This window comes from Micromonospora sp. CNZ286 (assembly GCF_014207755.1).
Map to the genome: position 1 here is coordinate 1,805,373 of NZ_JACHIZ010000001.1, position 18,527 is coordinate 1,823,899.

An 18,527-nucleotide genomic window follows, 5' to 3' on the forward strand; every position below is an offset into this window, starting at 1 on the left:
CGTGGGCCGCTGAGGTGAGCGCCGAAGTCTCTTAGGACCAGGCGACGGCGAGGACGCCGTGTCGCTTGGTGCTGTGCCACCCGGTCAGATCGCTGGTGTCGGCGGTGTTCGGGTGGTAGGTGATGTGGGCAGCGCCGCGCCGGTAGTAGGAGTCCGCCCAGGTGCGGATCATGGCGAGCAGCTCGGCACCGACCTGCTCGGCTTCCGGCCCGTGGGCGATGACACCGGTCTCGTAGCCGCTGACGGTCTGCGGATTCTCCCGCTTGATGCGATAGGCGAAGCTGCCGCCGCGCACCAGCGTCGGGGTGCCGTTGCGTACCGTGCGGTTGACTACGCCCTGATCGACCGCGGCCTGCGCGGCGTGAATCATCGGCAGTTCCGGCCCGCTGGTCAGCAGGTACAGCTCCAGCTCGTCCGGCATGTCGAACGGCGTGCCCGACCAGCTCTCCACGGGCTTGGTGTTGAGCGCCTTGCGCAGCGCCGGCACGTCGAACGTGAGAGTGCTGTTCTGGTCGAGGCGCAGCCCGACGTCGGGGGTGACCGGGATCAGCTGCTCGCTGGCGGCGCCGTCGCCCTGCATCGGCACGAACGAGCCGAGCCGGTAGTTGCTGGCCGTCAGCACCGACCTGCCGGGGGCGCGGTCGAAGGCGACCAGGCGGGTGATCCCGGCGAAGCGCAGCGGCACGACGATCCGGCCGTCCGGGGTGAGCTGATCGAGCCAGGCGGGCGGGATGTCCCACGCCCCGACCGTGACCATGATCCGGTCATACGGCGCGTGCTGTGCCACGCCGTGCTCGGCGTCGGCGAGCACGACGTTGACCTGCTCGTACCCGGCCCGGCGCAGACCCGCGCGGGCACGGTCCACGACGTCGGCATCGATGTCCATGGTCGTCACCGAACCGGTCGGCCCGACGACCTCCGCGATCAGGGCGGCGTTGTAGCCACCCGAGCCGATCTCCAGCACGTTCATGCCCGGCCGTACCTCGGCCAGTTCTAGCTGGATGGCCTGAATGTGCGAGGCCGAGACCACGCTGGTCTGACGCCCCTGAGCGTCAATCTTGGGCACCAGGGTGCTGTTGGTCTGATACACCTTCTCCAGCGGTTCGCCGGGTGCGAACTCGTGCCGGGGCACCGCGTTCATCGCTGCGGCGACGCTGTCGGTGGTGATCAGACCTTCGTCGCGCAGCGTGCCCACCATGGCCTGGCGCAAGGTGGTGGCGTCGTCGACCTGCAATGTCATGGGAATCCTTTCGGGTAGCGGGGGCTGGCGGACTTGGCGTCCCGCTTCGCCCTATGGGTTTGGGCGGCTGGGTTGTTGCAACCTGACCCAGCGAGGCTGGCCCGAGGCCAGAGTCAGCTGCTCGTGGGCCAGGAGATCGTCACCACGCCGTGGGTCTTGTTCATGACCGTGGCGTCGGCGCGAATCTGGGAGCGGTCGCCGCCGGCGGGCCAGTAGGCGAACGTCGGAGGCGTGTGCCGCCCGGCTCGGTCCCACGCCTGGATCTGTTCGATCAACGCGGCGGCGGCCACCTGCCCGTCGCGTCCGTAGGCGCGGGCACCGAACTCCGCCCCGGCGCCCTGCATCGCGTCCCGCAACACGAGGCAGGCGAGCCCGGCTCCGCGTACGACCGCGAACGGCAACCAGCGCTTCCGGGCAGCCAGTGCGCTGCCCTCGTCGGCGGCGAGGCGGCCGAACCCATCCAGGTACCACGCGAGCCACAGGTGCAGGTCGGCGAAGGAGATCCCGTGGCTGACCGTGACGCCAGACCAAAATTCGGCCGCGTCGGCGTCCAGCACGCCATTGAGCTGAATCAGATCCGGGGGTGCGCCGGAGTCGAACGCGAGCTTGACCTTGCCGCCGGTGGTATCGGCTAGCTCGAGCACCTGGTCGGCGTGGCGGCCGGCGCCCTGCATCGGCACGAACCCGGCCACTTCGGCCGACGTGCTGGCCAGGTGGTCGCCGTCGCGCCGGAACCCGATGGTGCGGGTGACCCCGTTCATAATCAACGGGAGGACGAGCACGCCGTCCGAGGCCAGTTGGTCGAGCCAGGCCGGGGCGATGTCCCACGCCCCGACCGTCACGATGATCGCGTCGAATGGCCCCTCGTCCGGCACGCCGTGCTCGGCGTCGGCGACCAGGACACGGACTCGGCTGCTGTAGCCCGTGGCGTCCAGCGCGGTCGAGGCCAGGTCAATGATCTCGGGGTCGATATCAATGCTGACTACTCGGCCCTCCGGACCGACGACCTCTGCGAGGTAGGCCGCGTTCAATCCGCCCGAGCCGACCTCCAGCACCGTCATGCCAGGTCGCAGCTCGGCCAGTTCCAGCATCCGCGCCTGGATGTACGCCGCGGACACCGACGAGATCGCCATGCCGTCCTGATCGCGCTTGGTCACCACGGAGCTGTCGTAGCCATAGGCGACCTCAGTCGGCGTACCGGCCGGCATGAACCAATGCCGCGGCACCGCTCGGATCGCCGCCTCAACGAGAGCGCTCGTGACCATCCCCTTATCGCGCAGCGTGTCCACCAGCGCGGCGCGGAGCTGGGCGGACTCGCCGATGCTTGTCTCAGCCATCTGGGTTACTCGTACTTCCTTCTCATCGGGTCGGACAGGCACTCCTGCATTCGGGGCACGCCTGGTGCGGCGAATGCAGGAAGACAGGGGGCCGGCGGGAGCGCTGCGCTGGTTCCTGCGATGTCACCGACGCCTAACGACAGGAGTGGTTCGTCGTACCCATCGCCGCCCGAGCCGCTGTAGCACCGCGAGTTGTTCTGGGGAGGGGGCGTGCGGTCACGGCGGACCTCCTATCAGGGCGAGGCGGGCGGTCAGGCGTCCTGGTGCTGGTGGCCGTTGGTGGCGCACTCGCGCCAGATGCGGGACAGGTGCCGGGTCATGTGGGCGGTGGCGGGGTGGCCGGGGTGTTCGCGCCGGTGGGTGGTGATGGTGTCGGCGAGGAGGGTGCGGGCGGCTTGGCAGTGGCCGAGGGCGTACAGGATGAGGGCGGTGGCTGCTTGGACGGCGAGGGTTTGCTGGGCGTGCGGGCCGTCGGATTTGGAGAGGTGGCCGGTGAGTTCCCGGTAGAGGTGGTAGGCGCGCTGATGGTGTCCGCCGCGCGAGTGGGCAGCGGCGAGGACGTGGAGGGCGTGCAAGGCCCGCCGGTGGGCGAGCCCGTGGAGGTGGACTGTGCTGGCACGGGCGTAGGTGGCCCAGGTTATGGCGTCGGCGGGGTGGCCGAGACGGAGTTGCAGTTCGGCTAGGAGGATGGCGGCTTCCGCGTGCACCGCGTCGGCGGGCGCGGTGGCGGGGTCGATGCCGGTGAGGCTGGCGTGCAGGAGTTGCCGGGCGCGCAGCGGGTCGCCGAGGACCAGGGTGCGGGCGGTGGCGACACGCTGTGCGCGTTCGGCCTCGAACCGGCCGGGTTCGAGAACAGGGGTGGCGCGCCAGGTGAGGGTGATGTCGCTGGGGGTGGCACCGACGGTGATGCGGGCGAGGACGCGGTGGGCGTGGACGGCTGCGAGGTGTGGCGGGATCGGGGTGCTGGTCGACGGGATGATCCGAGCGGCGCGCGCCAGGATCGCCCGACCGATGGTGTCGGCGACGGCCACGCTATCCAGGGGCCGGGGTCTGCAACCCTGCTGGCACTGGTAGCCCTGCCCAGAGTCGTGCGACTCGGCGTGAGTCATTGGCTGCTGGCAGAACCTGCAGTGCAGCAGTCCCGGCGGCAGGTACATCTCGCACGAGTCGGCGGCCGGCCTGCATGGCTGGAGCGCGACTGGGGCAGTCGCTTTGGTGACCCATTTCTGGACTAGGCGCGGGTCGAGGTTCATCTGATGGGCGACGGTGGTGACGGCGCCGTATGCCCTGACTCGGCGGGCATCCGTGACGCGCTGGACGACGGCGTCGATCAGGTCTGGAGGGTATCTGCTTGGAAAGGCCATGATTCGCGGAGCCAGTTTCAGGACGGGGGTGGTCAGCTGCCTGTGGATGTCACCGGTGAGGCTGTTAGTGACGGGAGCGATGGGGCTACACATGGAAGCCTTGCCAGCGGTTGTCGACCGGGCGGGCCGGGTTGATCGGCATGGCACTGCTGCCGTGGCGAGCGTTGCGGCGCATCGGCTGCAGGGTCGGGCCGTCCGGCAAGGTGATCGCCGGCCGGGGTGTGTAGCCGTATCGGGCGAGCAGGTGCTCCCCGCCTGAGGGAACAGCGGTCCAGGACGGCAGGTCGATGCGGTCGAGGCGGCTGCGGTGGTGGGCCAGCAGCGCGACGCCACAGCCGCCCCGTTGGGCGTCGGTGCGGACGGCGAGGAACGCCAGTTGGTAGTGCGGTTCGGTGGGCTGTTTCTCGGCAAGGAGCGTGTCCAGCAGGTCGAAGCGGTCGGCGTGTGGTCCGGCGGCGTCGGTGAGCCGGGTCCGGTAGTTGGCCGGTGGTGGGATGGGTCGGTAACGGTGAAAACCCACGGTGGCGGCGGTGAGGTCATGGGTGAGGTGGATGTCGCCGAAGAACATCGCATGTTCTACCCAGATCGCGACGACGTCGGCCAGCACCTGGCACCTCTGCCCTGGGTCGGGCACCAGCCACGCGGCGAGCGGTGTGGGGTGCAGGGCGTCGGCGATCAGCAGGGCGACCAGATCCTTGTCTGCCCAACGGGCGGCGCGAATGTGCACCAGGCTCTCCATCGGATTAGATGTCCTTGTGGTCTCGCTTCACCGGTACGTTGCGGTGGCGAGGTCACCGACGGCGGCGTCGAGGGCGGCGGTGATGTCCCGCACCGACCGGTGGTGCTGGCCGGCGATGGCCTTCAGGTGCGCCGTCACGGTCGTACTGTCGTCGTTGAGGTAGAGGTGGCCGGTGAGGCCGAGGGTGGCGACGAGTCCGGCGAGTGCGGCGGTGTGGTTGTCGGGCTGCTCACGGCCTTGAGCGACGTACCGCAGGCGTGCGCGGGCGACGACCGCCCACTTGGTGTCGGTGGCGAGGTAGGTGTCGGTGCGGGCAAGGCCGCCGAGGCGCCGGCGAGTGACCTGCCGGAGGATCCCGGCGGCGACGAGTCCGGCGCGGGTGCGCTCGTATAGGTCGTCGGCGAAGCCGCGCAGGAACGCCTTCACCGGTGGTGCTGTACGCCCATAGCGGATGAAGCCGATGGCACTGTCCCCGATCAGGTCTCCGAGCGGTTGATCGGTGTGCAGGCGCAGCCACCGGTCTCCGGACAAACGGTCGTTGTTCGGGTCGAGGACGATCCGCCCGGCGAGAAACAGGTCGACCAGGACCGCGCCGGCCAGCCCCAACGCCAAGGCTTGGCGGTGGATGTGCGGGTGGCCGGCGTCGTCGTCATGGCCGAGCAGGAACAACTCGTCGCGCAGCGGCAGCCGAGCAAAACTCATCGGCCCGCCCCTTCCGTGGTCTGGACGCAGACTGCCGCAGGCTGGTGCGCAACCTGGGCGGACGCCCACTTGCCGCCGCCGGTGGGTCCCGCGGATCCGATGAACATCAGTACCCAGCTGGCACTGGGCAGGGATGGTTCCCTGCGGATAGCGAGCCGAGGAGGTTCACTCACGAGCTGCTGCTCCTTTCATCCCGACCCCGGCGAGGAAGCCGGTGAGGAAGGGGCTGGCTGACGCGTGTCCCCTCTCGATCTGGTCCTCGGGATCAGGGCGCCACCGAGCAACAGGGACGAGCGCTGCGTTGCTCGCCGACTTCGCTGCTGGCCCGTCGGCAGGGACCGTGGCGAAGTCGCCGAACAGCGCCTCGACCTCTGCGGGGGCGCGCAGTTGAAGTGGGGTAGGCGTGCGCTGATACAGCCTCTGCACCTCATCGGTCTGGCTTGTGGCCGTGCCGGAGGTCGCGTGGGAGATGACGAGGGCGCTGCCAGGGGGCATCGCGGCGCGGAATGGTTCCACGATGGCGTTGACGTCGCCGGGGATGAAGTGCAGGACCGAGACGAAGAGGACGGCGACGGGACGGGTGAGGTCGATCAGCCGCTGCGTGGTGGGGTTCTGGAGGATGAAATCCGGAAAGCAGATGTCGGCCTGGATGACATCGACCCGCGGGTCGTTATCCAGCAGGGCCTTGGCGTGCGCCACGGCTACCGGCTCGACATCGACGTAGAGAACCCGTGCATCGATGTCGATGTGGTGGGCGATGTCGTGGACGTTGCCCACGGTCGGTATCCCCGAGCCGAGGTCGAGGAACTGGTGTATGCCCTGCTGGAGTGCGTAGCGGATGGCGCGGCGCAGGAACGCGCGGTTGGCGCGGGCCGCGTCGGCGACATGGGGTGCGACGGCGAGTATGGCATCGGCGGCGTGACGGTCCGCGGCGAAGTTGTGGCTGCCACCGAGGAAGTAGTCATACATCCGTGCGGCATTCGGACGAGTCAGGTCGACCTCGGCGGGTGCCCAGCTCATCGCCTCAGTTCCCATGGTCTTTCCCCGGTTGCTCGCTCGGGGCCTTGGCGATGTGGCGCAGCCGCTGGTGCACTCCCTCGTAGGGGCTCATGCCTGCCAAGATCGCCTTGTTGACGGCGGCGTGCATGGTGTAAAGCGGGTCGCAGACGTTGCCAGGTGCGGCTCGACCGGCCTGCGAGACGACCTGGTAAGCGTCAAGTAGCTCCAGGCCGGTCAGTTGTGCGGTCCAGGTAACCAGGTCGTGCTGGCTGATGCGGTAGGCGTCCTCAAGCGGACGGGCGGCGCCGATCGAGATGATCCGGTGGTCGGTCTCGATGCGCGGCCATGGTGTGGCCACGCCCTTGATCAGGTCGACAGCGACGGTGACGTTCATGGCTGTCTCCACCGCGACGCCGCACACCTCGCCCTGGCCTTGGCGGGCGTGGCCGTCGCCGATGGCGAACAGCGCCCCGGGGGCGTTGACGCCGAGGTACACGGTGGTGCCAGGGCGGATCTCCGGGGTGTCGAGGTTCCCGCCGTGCGCATCAGGTACGACCGTGGAGCGGGCTTCCCCGCCGGCCGGGGCCAGCCCCACGGTGCCGAGCATCGGCTCCAGGGGCATGACGATCGCATGACCGGAGCGGCGGGCGTGGAAGGTCACGGTGCCTGCCGCGGTGTCGATGGTGTAGCGCCACACCCGCTCCTCGAGCGGTGGGTGCAGCATCGGCGTGGTGTGGGTCGCGGTCAGTGCCCCGAAGTGCGGGAAGGTTGCTGACATGCCCCAGTCGCGGGCCGGGGTGATGGCAGCGAAGTGCAGCGCGAGGGTGTCGCCAGGTTCTGCGCCGAGCACGTGGAATGGGCCGGTGACGGGATTAAATGCTTGGCACACCTTCGACGGCAGGTCGTCCACGGTGCGCACCGCCCCGCCGAAGCAGTCCTCAGTGCTGGTGACAAGCAGGCTGCCCGGCTTGATCTCGGCGACCGCCGGGTGGGCGCCGAAGGTGTAATGCAGCTCGTCTTCGGTTGGCTGGTAGGTGACCGTGCTGGTCATGCCGCCTCCCGTCCGCTGGCAAGTCCGGACAGCTCGGGGCGGCGGCCGGCGGCGTACAAACCTGCCAGAGCCAGGAGGCCGAGGGTGAGCCAGACGAAGCCGAGGCGTTGGGCGGCCACGTTGGCGTTGACCACGACGTAGGCGAGGATGGCGAATCCGATGCCCGGAAGGATCAGGTGTGCGATCAGGTTGCGGCTGCGTCGGCGGACCAGGTAGTGCCAGACGACGGCGAGGTGCAGCACGAGGAACGCGGTCATTGCGCCGAAGTTGATCAGGCTGGACAGCAGCGCGATGCCATCGTCGCGCCAGTTCATGTAGAGGCCGATCGTCAGCGACACCAGCGCAGTGAGGGTGATGGCGTGGGTGGGCACGCTGTGGCGCACCGACACCTTGGCCAGGAACTTCGGCAGCTGCCGGTCGCGGGCCATGGCGTACAGCAGCCGCGAGGTGGCGACCTGCGCGACGAGGGAGTTCGCCACGCCCCAGGCGACGGCCGTGGCGACCGCGCACAGGGTGGCCAGCCAGGGACCACCGGCGAGCCGGGCGGCGTCGTAGAACGCGGTGCCTTCCGGATCGCCATTGACGAGGAGGCCATCCGGGTTGGGCAGCAGCAGCGCGGCCATCCAGGTCTGGGCGATGAACAGCAATCCGGCCACACCCAACGCCGCGGCCATGGCCCGGCCGATCTGCCCCGCGCCGCCCTTGTTCTCCTCGGCCAGCATCGAGATGCCGTCGAAGCCGAGGAAGCTGAGCACGGCGATCGACACCGCGCCGAACACCAGCGCCCAGGTGAACGTGTCGGGGTTGTAAATCGGCGCCCAGGAGAAGCCCTCTCCCTTGCCTTGCGCGAGGGCGCGGCCCGCGGCGGCAAGGAAGATCACCAGGACGATGACCTCGCCGACGAGCATCACTCGGGTGATCAGGGCGGTCATCCGGATTCCCCGGTAGTTGACCAGGGTGTTCACCAGCACGAAGCCGACCAGCCAGACCCACACTGGAACCGCAGGCACGGTGGAGTGCATCGCCACCGCCGCGATCAGGTACAGCAGGCTCGGCACCAGCACGTAGTCCAGCAGGATCGCCCAGCCAGCGAGGAACCCGACCGGTGCGCCGATCCCTCGACCGGCGTAGTTGTACACACTCCCGGCAAGGGGAAACGCCTTGACCATCTGGGCGTATGAGGCGGCAGTGAACACCAGCGCCGCCATGCCGATGACGTACGCCAGCGCGACCATCCCGCCGGCGCCGGAGTAGACGGATCCGAAGATGCCCATGGGCGCGATCGGCACCATGAACACCAGCCCGTAGAAGAGCAGGTCGGCGAAGCCGAGTGAGCGGCGCAGCTCCGGTCGGTATCCGAACCGCGAGGAGTCGGGCGACGCCTGCGCCAAGCCGATCTCCGGCGGAGGCGCTGTCTGCCTAGTGTGCATGCTGTTTCATTCCTTCCTGTCGGTCAGCGACGCCAGCTCACTTCCGCCAGTGCTAGAGCTGGCCAAACGGCGGCAGCGGCTTCGAAGGCAGACGCATCGCCGGGAGCTGCTGAATCGGTTGCTAGAGGCGCCAGATCATGGACAAGTCCTGGGCGCAGCCGCCGAGAAGTACGGGCGACCGACAATCGGCGGATGATGGGCCAAGTTCCTCGGACGCGGCGTCCGCCACCAAACCCGGTGCCGGCGCCGCCGGCTCCAGAACGAACTGTTCGATGTCCTCGGCATCCACGGCCGGTCAGCTGGCAACCGCAGGGCCCCCGGGTAGTCCCGCTGACCGAGCACTCCGAACGGGCTGCAGCGCGTGCCGCAACCGCGCCAGCGCGGCAGACCCTCGAGGGTGAAGACCCCCGAGACAGGTGATCCGGGCTGCGCCAGCCACTCACCACCGCGGCCGGAAGCGGCACAGCGAGCGCGGTCACGCACGCTGTCGCTTCGCACGTCGACGACCACGAGGACACCTCCACCATCACCGCTGCTCGCAAACGCGAGGGCTGCCACAGCAGTGGAGGTAGCGCGAAGCCGCAGCGCCCATCCATCGCCGTGGTTGTCTGTGCGACCAGCCTGCGGGTTCGGCCTGTCCCATGACGATGCGTGGACGTTCTAGTGTTGTCCTAGTTTCAGCTCGTCTGCGCCCGCCGTCGTCTACTACGCTGCCGACTGCGACAATGACGCTGAGTGCATAGCCTGGGGGATATCCCGTGGAGACGGTACGGCGGTGGACCGGCCGCGAGGCGAGAGCACTACGCCTGGCCCTGCGCATGAGCGTGCGTGGCTTCGCCGAGCACTTGGGCGTCAATCCGGCGGCCGTCTCCAACTGGGAGAAACGCGGTACCGCGACCCGCATGCGCTATGAGACCCAGCAGATGCTCGATGTCGATCTGGCGCGGTCGCCGATCGAGGTCAAGCAGCGGTTCGCCCAGACCCTTAAAGCGTCAGCGGCCGCAAGTTCGAGCGACTCGCCCCCGCCTGCCGACAGCCCCGGGCCCGCAATACAAGATCTCGGCGCCCGTTCCAGGGAACGGACGGCTGCCATCCTCGCGGCGCTCGGTGGCCAGCAGCCCGACGACCTCGTGTACGCGCCTCCGGCCGACGTCCAGCGGCTGGTTGCGGACTTCCTCGCCTCGGCGGCGCGCGTCTACCTGGTCGCTGGCCCCCCGGGCTGCGGCAAGACCAGCTTCACGCGCCATGTGGCGTCTCAGGCTCCTGGGGTGGATGTTCAGCTGCTGACCGCGGACTCGTGGACCGAGGACATCGACCTGGCGCGGGAGATCCTCCGCTACGGCTCCCTGCCGGCCGGCGAGGATCCGCTGCTGACCCTAGAGGATGAGAGCCGGAGCCTGTCCAGGCCGCTGCTTGTCGTCATCGACAGTCCGCAGTCCCGCGCCGTGGTGGACAAGGTCTGCCGCCAGCTCGACGGCACGCTGCGGCAGGTGCTCTCGGGCAACCTGAGGTTCCTCCTCGTTCTACGCACACCGCCGGACGTCGAGCTGGCGCCCTACCCCGTCCTGGCCGCAGCGGTCATGCCCGGCCAGGATCATGGTGCCGGCCCGTCGCTGCGGCTGGACCGCTGGGACGTCGGCACGGCCCGCGACGTGTGGAACGCGCAGCGGGATGCAAGCGAGCCCCCGTTCGACGCCCTGCCCGCGAAGATTCGTAACTTGGCTCGCCTGCCGCTGTACATGAGCCTCATCCGGGCCGCGAAGTCGACCGAGCCGCTCGGGCAAGCCAACGCCTACCGGCTCGTGGAATTCTGCGTCGCCTCGATCTTGAAGGCGGCGGGCCTGGACGTCGAACGTACGACGGCGGATCTGACGGCACTCGCGCGACGGCAGCTCGCCTCCGCATGGCCGCACCCCCTCCTTCCCGCAATCCAAGGCGATCCGCCAGGGAACGTCGGTGACCTCACCGTGTCCTCGGCCGCGAGGCTCGTGCGGTCCGGCCCGTTCGGCGGCTTGATGTTCCATCACGACGTCATTCGTGAGTACCTCTTCGCACGGTGGCTCGCCCAGCTCATCGAGTCCCATGGACGCTCGACCGTCACCATCGAGCTGCTCAACGACCTGGCCGCTCGCACGAGCACATCGGCCGACCTGCGAGGCGTCCTGGAATTCCTCTTGCAGGGCTTGGATGCGACCTCACCGGAGCTGCTGGCCGCCGTCGCGCAGTCACCGTCGGTCAGCATCACCGAAACGCTGCCATTGATGCTCGACCTCACCAGCGATGCCCCCGCCTTCGCCACGGCCGAGGTGCTGCGCGTGTGCGCCTCTCGGTGCCTGCACGACAACGGCCTTCCCCTCGCCAGAGCTCTCCTGCACACCAGCGCAGCCGCCTCGGCGCTCGGTGCGGAGTACCCCCGGTGGATGCTGCGGGTGCTGCGCCGCTTCGGCCCGGCAGTATGGTCCGACATCGTGGCGTGCGTGGAGACGCGGCTGCCCATCGCGGCCATCCACGACTTCGTCCGTCTCGCGCAACTCGACACAGTTGAAGACGCGGTGTTCATCGCCCGACACTTCTACGTCTTCCTCGCCACCGACGACGGCGGTTCCCAAGAACTGAAGGCACTTCTGGCCCACCCAGACTGGCGAGCCCGGGCCGCCCTCGCCGAGGGGATCCGAGCGGGCCGCGCCATCCCACACCACACGATGGCCTCGATCATGGAATCGTTGGCCGCGGACCGCGACTACAAGGTCCGCGCAGCCGTCGCCGAAGCCGTCGGCCGCTCGACCGCACCCGGCGTGGAACACCTACTCGCCGCTTTCCTCGACGACCGGAACTGGCACGTCCGCGAGCGCCTCCTTCAAGGGCTTGCCGCCCGAGTCGGACACGACGACTCGGGCGCCGACCTGGTCATCAGGGCCCAGGGAGCATGGCGAAACGGTCCCCGCAATGTCCGAGTCGCCGCGCAGCGGCTCCTACTCAAATCCGGCAGGCAACCGATCCAAGACGAGGATTCATCTCGCAGCGCCCTGTTCGGCCTTTTACGAGAGATCCGCACCGGCACCCTACGGCTACCCATGAACGTCCAATCCGCTCTGGTCAACCAGGGCGTCGCCTCGGCCGACTGGCTCGTTCGCACCGAAGCCAACCTGCTCGCCCCCTACGCCACGGCCACGAGCACAGCACCAGGCATCAGCAAGGAAGCCTTCCGCCGTCTCCGAGACAGGCGCGCACTTCAAGTCGCGCTCGATGTCCGCGACGTCGACTACGCCATCACCGTCGCACAGGCCGCCGCTACCGCTGGTGTGCAATTCATCGAGATCGGCGACCCGCTCATCAAGAGCGTCGGAATTCGAGCCATCAGCGCCATCAAGCAGCGAACCCATGGCGCGTGGATCGTCGCCGAGATGATGTCCGCAGACTGGGGACGCGATCAGGTGGTCCTCGCGACCGAGGCAGGAGCTGATGTCGTGCTGCTCATCGGACCCGCCAGCACTGCTAGCGTGTCCGCAGCCGTCGAAGCGAGCAAACGCCTCGCCGTCCCCATCGTCATCGACGTGCCCGAAGGCCGGCTGATCCAACGCTGGGTCCAGGACATGGAACGCGCGGGAGTCGACGGCTTCGCCATCACCACAAACATCGACCTGGGTGTAGCCGGTTTCCACCCTCTCGACCAGGCACAACTCATCAGGTCATGGACCAAGCTGCCGGTCGCGGTCTCCGGCGGCTTCGAACCCACGGACGTCGAGGCCAGCAGACGACACTCATGGGACATCCTCGTCGTCGGTCGCGGAGTCACCGACTCCCTGGATCCCGCCGTTGCCGCGCGGGACCTCGCCGCATCGATCGAACTCACCGAAGGAAACCGCTCATGATCATCACCCCACTCACGGTCGACCGCATCCCCGACCTCGAGAAACTGCTGGCACTGGGGGAGCCGTACATCAGGCTTCGGGGTTCATCGGACTACTGGCTGTACGCCACGCTGTTCGCCAATACCTGCCCACTCGCCATCATCGATGGAGAGGTCGTCGGCAGCGTGATCGCCTTCCGAAGCCAGGTCGACCCGTCAGAGATCTACCTGCAGGACGTGATGACGCACCCGAGTCACCGTCGGACAGGAATCACGCGGGCGCTCGTAGAGGAAGTTGACCGCCAAGGCGCTCTCTGGGGATGCCGGCGCCTCTTCCTCACATCAGAACCGGACAACCACGCCGCGCACGGAGCGTGGCTCGCCATGGGCTTCAGCAACGTTCCCGGAGACACGACCGAGCGAGGCGTATCTGTGATCTACGACTACAAGGGGCCGGGGAAGCACCGCGCCGTCTATGAGCGATCGATCGGTGCCTAGCATCAAGTGGCCCGCGCAGGAGATCACCGCCGAGACGTGCACGGCGAGGTAGACCTCGACATGGTGTGATGCCAGTCGGCGAGGGGGTCGTACCGGCGAGATCTTCGGCTCGCGCGCAGCCGTGCAGGCAGGTAAAGGCGGGCTTGCTGCGGCGAGACGAGACGCGGTCCTCCAGCGCGCCGCATGTCGCGCTGCTCACGTCAACGCGGACAGGGTCCCCTGCCCGCCCAGCTCGGGCTGGCGGCCGCGCAGCGGCTGCGCCCGGCCCGGTTGGGCGGGCGTAGGTCACGCGGCGTGTGGTGGGACAGCGGGCTGGTAGTGAAGGCGTAGGAGGCGGCACACCATGTCCGCGCGCCGAACCTTCCTCGTGTCCGACCCGTGCCGATAGCCCCTGAGCGATAGCAGCCGTTGAATGAGACGGGAGGCGCCCAGAACATGGCAGGGCAACGACTACCCGAGATGCCTTGCATCAGGCGCACTTCCCCGTTGCCGACCCTGGTGATCGTCCGCGGCAACTCGGGCAGCGGCAAGACGCCCACGGCCCGTGAGGTCCGCCGCCGCTACGGCCGCGGGTGCGCTCTGATTGAGCAGGACTACCTGCGCCGGGTCATGCTCCGCGAGCACGACAGCAGCCGCACCAATCCGGTCGCTCCCACGTTCATCACCGCCACCGCCAAGACAGCGCTCGATCTGGGCTACCACGTGGTCTTGGAGGGCATCCTGCACACCGGCCGCTACGAGGCCGTCCTGCGGCAACTCATCGCCGAGCACACCGGCCCGACGCACGTCTACTACCTCGACGTGTGCTTCGAGGAGACCATCCGCCGCCACCAGACACGCGCCGAACCGATCAACGTCACACCCGAGCAGATGCGCGAGTGGTACAGCGCTCGGGACTTGCTCGACGTGCCCGGCGAGCGCATCATCCCCGAGACCTCCACGTTCGAGCAGACCGTTACCACCATCCTTACGACCAGTGGCCTGGCAGGCAGCCCACCCTTGACGCCATGCCCGAACCGGTGCCCCCACTGCGCTGCGAAAGCCCAATGAGCGCCAGCGCGGCGCCGGAGTTCTGAGGCGTGGGGCTACCACCACCGCTGTCCTACGAACACCGGCCCTTCGACCTCACCGTGGCCGACGGCGAGCCCTCGCCGGTCGGTTGGACCATTCGCGATGCACTTCTGGGCCAGCGCACCGGGCCGAGCGAGATTGTGGCGGAACGTCCGGCCCATACTCGGCGACGGCAGGCAGGGTAGGCAGCTCGACGAACGGATCTCCGCCCTCGCCGCTAGCCGAGCCGCCCGACCGGGCAGCTAGCCGCCGACTCGTTGTGCCGCACCATCTCGGGCAGCTCAGCTAGCCAGTCGAGCCGGAACAGGCAGCGCTCGCTGACGGCCTTGTCCGCCGACGCCGTGTGTCGGCCGGTTCGGCCATGTCACCGTCCGCACGAACTGCTACTCCGGTTCCGGTTCACCTGGTTAGCCGCCAGGTCAGGGCCCAGCGCCCGCGACCGTAACTGTCCGGAAAGTGGTTGCAGGTGGCGGTCATTGCATCGCACTCCGTTGCTCGAGCTTTGTGCGTAATGGAGTTTACCGAAGCCTTCGGCACTCGCGGTTAATCCCTTACTGCGACTCACCTACGTTCTGTCACGCTGCAGCGTCTCAGTGCGCAATGGATGACCAAAACGACTCTTTGGTGTTGAAAGACACCCTTGCGCGGTCATACGTTCCGACTGGTGTCGATACAGCGGAGAAAGGGGGGTGCTGCAATGCGTAAGGGCGTCGAATGGGGCTGAGCACCCGTCGCATACCTGCTACTGTGGACGATCTACTTGGAAGGGCTGGGGCTGATGATCACGGGGGATTGATTGATGCCGATCCAGCGTGGAAAATGGGCGCTGGGCCTGTTGACATCCATCGTTTTCGTTTCGGCGCTGGCGTGCCTTGTGTGGGCTGTTAAACACGCGGGGCGGCCGGCGCCTTACTATTCCGTCTACCTCTTGATGGGCGCAGCGCTCATGGCGGTCGGCGCGATTTGCTCAGCGCCGCTTCCACAACGGGTTCCGATCCGGATCACCTTGACTCCTACGGCGTGTCTGGTCTGTGCCTCGGCTCTGCCGGTTCCGTGGGTCGTCCTGTGCACGGCGGTCGGGGTTACTGTGGCGCGACTCGTAATGAGCCGTTCCCGGTCGTCCGGCCTACACAAAGTGCTCCACAACAGCAGTATGGATGTCGTCACCGCGGCAGCGGCGGGGTCGGTGATGTATACCTTCGGCGCCCAGCCCGGCTTCACTGAGCATGCTCTCGGCAGCCCGGGCCTGCTCCGGCAGGTGGTCGCTTTCCCTATCGCGGCGCTGGCGGTGCTGGCTCTGGAAGAGCTGGTCACGATGACCACGGTCACATTGGCGACCAGAAGGCCCTTTCTGGCGGTCCTGCGCCACCTATGGCGGACCCGCCTGATCGTTGCCGTCGGAGAAACCGTCACTGCAGGCATCGTTGCGGTCGTTACTGGGCTTGACCTGCGAGCGCTGATAGCGCTGCCGGCGGTGATGCTTATCGTGCACCTCGCGTTGACTTATCGACTTCGGATCCGCGAGGAGCGGCGTGCTTGGGAGGACCTGGCGGTGCTGAGCGACGCATTGTCCGCCCGGGATCTCGAGTTCGTTCTTCGCACCGCCGCCGCCGGAGCGGTAAGGCTGTTCGGTGCTCGGGCCGCAGACATCGAGGTCGATGGCGGCAAGCGGCTAGTGCGTGCTGGTGGCGACGCTGGCGACGCTCGGGTGGTGTTTGACGGGCCGGCCTCCGATGCTCCCGACATCGTCGAGTCGCGGCCAACGGTGCGGTCCGAGTTCGGGGACTACGCGACCGGGCTGCACGGTGTGGTGCGGTTGTATTTCGGCGGGGCCGGCGACGAACTGTCAGCGCGAGAGCGTGTCACCCTACGAACATTCACTGCCACCCTGGCAACGAGTCTTGACAACGCGCACGCGTACGCCCTGCTGGCGCAGGAAGCGCGCCGGCATGAGGTGGCAGCCACCCAGGATCCGGACACCGGCCTGCTTAATCGCAGAACGCTGCTGTCCCGCGTCGCCGAGATCGCCACCGGGACGTGCCATGTGGTCGCGGTTCGCCTAGAGAACTACGACTTTCTCGCGGACCAGATCGGCAGGGATGCGGCACTGACGCTGCTGAACGAACTCGCCGGAAGGCTGTGCCATGCCCCGGGGGATTCGGGCTCCGTCGTTGGACGTATCGGCGATGCCGAGTTCGCCCTCATCCTGTGGGACGTGCCGCAGGACGCCGCGTACCAGCGGGCGTACTGGACCGTCGCGGCACTACGCCGCCCGGTCACCACCGACCAGGGCATGCTCAACGTCCGGGCGAGCGCAGGAATGACATCTGGCGCCGCCGCCGATGTCGCGGAGCTGCTCGACGCCGCAGAACAGGTGATGTGGCGGGCCATTCGCCGGGAGCAAGACCGGTTGGTGTCATATCAGACTGGTCCCGCACACGGCCGTGCCCTGGATCGGGACCTGGTCGACGCACGGATGTCGATCGCGTACGAGCCGATTGTCGACCTCACCACCGGCAGGATTGTGATGATGCAGTCCGTGCCGCGAATCCTCTACTCACGGCACGATGTGCTCGTCGCCGACGAGTACATCTACCAGCTCGTGATGAATCAGGATGGCCTGGAAGCCCTCGCACGCAAGGTGATCACGCGATCCCTGTCCGCCGCGGTGACCTGGCGGGAAGCGCTGCCGCACGCTGCGCTGGTGGTGCCAGTGCCCGCGCGCGCCCTCACGCCCAGATTCGTCGACGGGCTCCGTGATCTCCTGCGCAACCACGCTGTGGCGGGATCATCTCTGGTGCTGGAGCTGGCGCAACCTAGTGGCCTGCCCAGCCGCGACGTGACCGACCTGCTCCGGCAGTACGGGGTGCGGCTGTTGCTGGGCAACTACGGCAGCATTCAGGGCAGCATTCAGGCGCTCAACGCCGCCACTTGGAGCTTCCTCCGGCTCGACCCGGCCTACGCACTCGACGCCGGGTGGCGGCCGGCGCAGGCTGTCATCCGCGCGGCAGCCGACCTCGCCATCGACCTGGACCTCGCGGTCATCGCGCCCGGGATAACCGTCGAAGAGGAGCGGCACGAGTTGGCGAGGCTCGGCTGCGCACTCGGCGGTGGGCCATTGTTCGGGGGCGAGATGTTCCCGAGTCAAGTTCGGAATCACGCCTCGCTGTGGCAGCCGACGGCCTTGCACGACGGGGCGCAGATCGTGCGCTTACACCGCACGCGCTGGACGACCAGGCCGCGTCGCGCTGTCCGGCAGCGGCATGACGGGTAGACCACGCGCCAACGTCGCAGGGGGAGAGGCCTCGCTGGTATCGGCGGACGCGATCACCGGCACCCAGCAGTCCACCTCGGCGGCGACGAGGGGCGAGTCATGCAGAGCGCGAGACATCCTGGCCAGGCGGCGGGCCTCAGCGCGCACGTCAGTCACGTCCAAGGGCGCGGCGACGAAGGGCGAATCGTCAGCGAGCGGCAGCGCGGCCTGACGTCGACGCAGCGCGACCGCTACCGTCGCTGCTTCGGCGACTGCAGCTACAGCAGCAGAATCGAGCCGGTATCGCAGGGCTCGCCGCTCCGCGCTGTCGTGAACCTGTCCACTGCACCACGGTCTCAGCAGCCGCAACGCGTCGTGGACCTCGATTACCCGTCGATGGCGGTGGTGTCTACCACCTACCTCTACTGGGAGCTGTTCACCCGTGCTGGTGCTGATGATCTTTGCGTCAGGCATACCCGCCCGCAGCGTCATCCACAACTGGGTGACGTGCCAGTCCGCACGAAGGTCCGTCCATCTCCGCGATGACCAGAGCCTCCACGGCACCCTCGAGAGAGCTGCTACCTGCCGCGTACAAGGTTCGGCGGTGCTGCCGGCGGCCTGGGCCATCTGCTGGTACAGCAGGTCAGCGGCCAACTCGGCTTCAGCCTCTAGCGCAGCATCGACGTCTGCGTGTAGGGCATCGCCGTCGTGATCGAGGACCAGATGTGCGACCTCGTGTAGAACCGTCTGCGCCCGTCCGAGCGTGGGCAGCGCTGCGTCGATGATGATGTAGTCGGCTCCGTCGAGCCGAACGAGTAGACCGGGCGGATGCTCGGCTCCCAGTCGTTCACCGCGTATGTGTAGGGGGCGGCCCCGAACACGCCCGATGGCCTCACACCAGGCGTCCACCGTGTACGGAGCGGGCGGCGGCGGCACGCCAGCCTTGCGCAGACGTCGTGCGAGACGCGCCCGAGCCCAGAGCATCCACACCTC

13 protein-coding genes are annotated in these 18,527 nt (G+C 67.9%); 4 read left to right on the top strand and 9 right to left on the bottom strand.

All coding sequences use genetic code 11. The annotated features are described in order from the left end of the window. Positions 1-31 precede the first annotated feature (31 nt). From fxlM (FHX31_RS08460) to FHX31_RS08495, 8 genes are all read right to left on the bottom strand, one after another. Positions 32-1,240, bottom strand: a complete 1,209-nt coding sequence (gene fxlM / locus FHX31_RS08460; RefSeq protein WP_030500419.1) for a methyltransferase, FxLD system — start codon at positions 1,238-1,240, stop codon at positions 32-34. 113 nt (positions 1,241-1,353) lie between these two features. After that, positions 1,354-2,577, bottom strand: coding sequence for a methyltransferase, FxLD system (fxlM, locus tag FHX31_RS08465; RefSeq protein ID WP_030500420.1), 1,224 nt, complete (start codon positions 2,575-2,577; stop codon positions 1,354-1,356). 251 nt (positions 2,578-2,828) lie between these two features. Then, the gene (locus tag FHX31_RS08470; RefSeq protein WP_143025373.1) at positions 2,829-3,608 is read right to left on the bottom strand and encodes a hypothetical protein; all 780 of its coding nucleotides are present in this window, start codon (positions 3,606-3,608) and stop codon (positions 2,829-2,831) included. Positions 3,609-4,026: 418 nt separating this feature from the next. Beyond that, positions 4,027-4,680 carry a hypothetical protein gene (locus tag FHX31_RS08475; protein WP_030500422.1) on the bottom strand — a complete coding sequence of 218 codons (654 nt, stop codon included), beginning with the start codon at positions 4,678-4,680 and terminating at the stop codon, positions 4,027-4,029. 27 nt (positions 4,681-4,707) lie between these two features. Continuing rightward, a complete protein-coding gene (locus tag FHX31_RS08480; protein ID WP_030500423.1) occupies positions 4,708-5,382 on the bottom strand; it encodes a GOLPH3/VPS74 family protein in 675 nt (224 codons plus the stop codon). A 165-nt stretch (positions 5,383-5,547) separates the two neighbouring features. Beyond that, the gene (locus FHX31_RS08485) at positions 5,548-6,417 is read right to left on the bottom strand and encodes an SAM-dependent methyltransferase (protein WP_255368296.1); all 870 of its coding nucleotides are present in this window, start codon (positions 6,415-6,417) and stop codon (positions 5,548-5,550) included. Beyond that, the gene (locus FHX31_RS08490) at positions 6,407-7,432 is read right to left on the bottom strand and encodes an acetamidase/formamidase family protein (protein ID WP_071098557.1); all 1,026 of its coding nucleotides are present in this window, start codon (positions 7,430-7,432) and stop codon (positions 6,407-6,409) included. Before FHX31_RS08490 ends, FHX31_RS08485 begins: the two co-directional genes overlap by 11 nt. Continuing rightward, positions 7,429-8,862 carry an APC family permease gene (locus FHX31_RS08495; protein ID WP_083395332.1) on the bottom strand — a complete coding sequence of 478 codons (1,434 nt, stop codon included), beginning with the start codon at positions 8,860-8,862 and terminating at the stop codon, positions 7,429-7,431. Before FHX31_RS08495 ends, FHX31_RS08490 begins: the two co-directional genes overlap by 4 nt. 758 nt (positions 8,863-9,620) lie before the next feature. Between FHX31_RS08495 and FHX31_RS08500 the strand changes: the two genes are divergently transcribed. The 4 genes from FHX31_RS08500 (at position 9,621) to FHX31_RS08515 (ending at position 17,555) form a co-directional block, all read left to right on the top strand. Continuing rightward, positions 9,621-12,734 carry an orotidine 5'-phosphate decarboxylase / HUMPS family protein gene (locus tag FHX31_RS08500; RefSeq protein WP_255368297.1) on the top strand — a complete coding sequence of 1,038 codons (3,114 nt, stop codon included), beginning with the start codon at positions 9,621-9,623 and terminating at the stop codon, positions 12,732-12,734. Then, on the top strand, positions 12,731-13,210 hold the full coding sequence (locus FHX31_RS08505; RefSeq protein WP_071098560.1) for a GNAT family N-acetyltransferase: 480 nt from the start codon (positions 12,731-12,733) through the stop codon (positions 13,208-13,210). Before FHX31_RS08500 ends, FHX31_RS08505 begins: the two co-directional genes overlap by 4 nt. 459 nt (positions 13,211-13,669) lie before the next feature. Next, entirely contained in the window at positions 13,670-14,260 is a 591-nt protein-coding gene (locus tag FHX31_RS08510) for an AAA family ATPase (RefSeq protein ID WP_071098562.1), read from the top strand. A 1,174-nt stretch (positions 14,261-15,434) separates the two neighbouring features. After that, positions 15,435-17,555: an EAL domain-containing protein gene (locus FHX31_RS08515; RefSeq protein ID WP_176921737.1), complete on the top strand. Its 2,121-nt coding sequence runs from the start codon at positions 15,435-15,437 to the stop codon at positions 17,553-17,555. Here FHX31_RS08515 and FHX31_RS08520 read toward each other — a convergent pair. Beyond that, on the bottom strand, positions 17,493-18,518 hold the full coding sequence (locus tag FHX31_RS08520; RefSeq protein ID WP_369830094.1) for a DUF6545 domain-containing protein: 1,026 nt from the start codon (positions 18,516-18,518) through the stop codon (positions 17,493-17,495). The genes FHX31_RS08515 and FHX31_RS08520 overlap by 63 nt on opposite strands. Positions 18,519-18,527 lie beyond the last annotated feature (9 nt).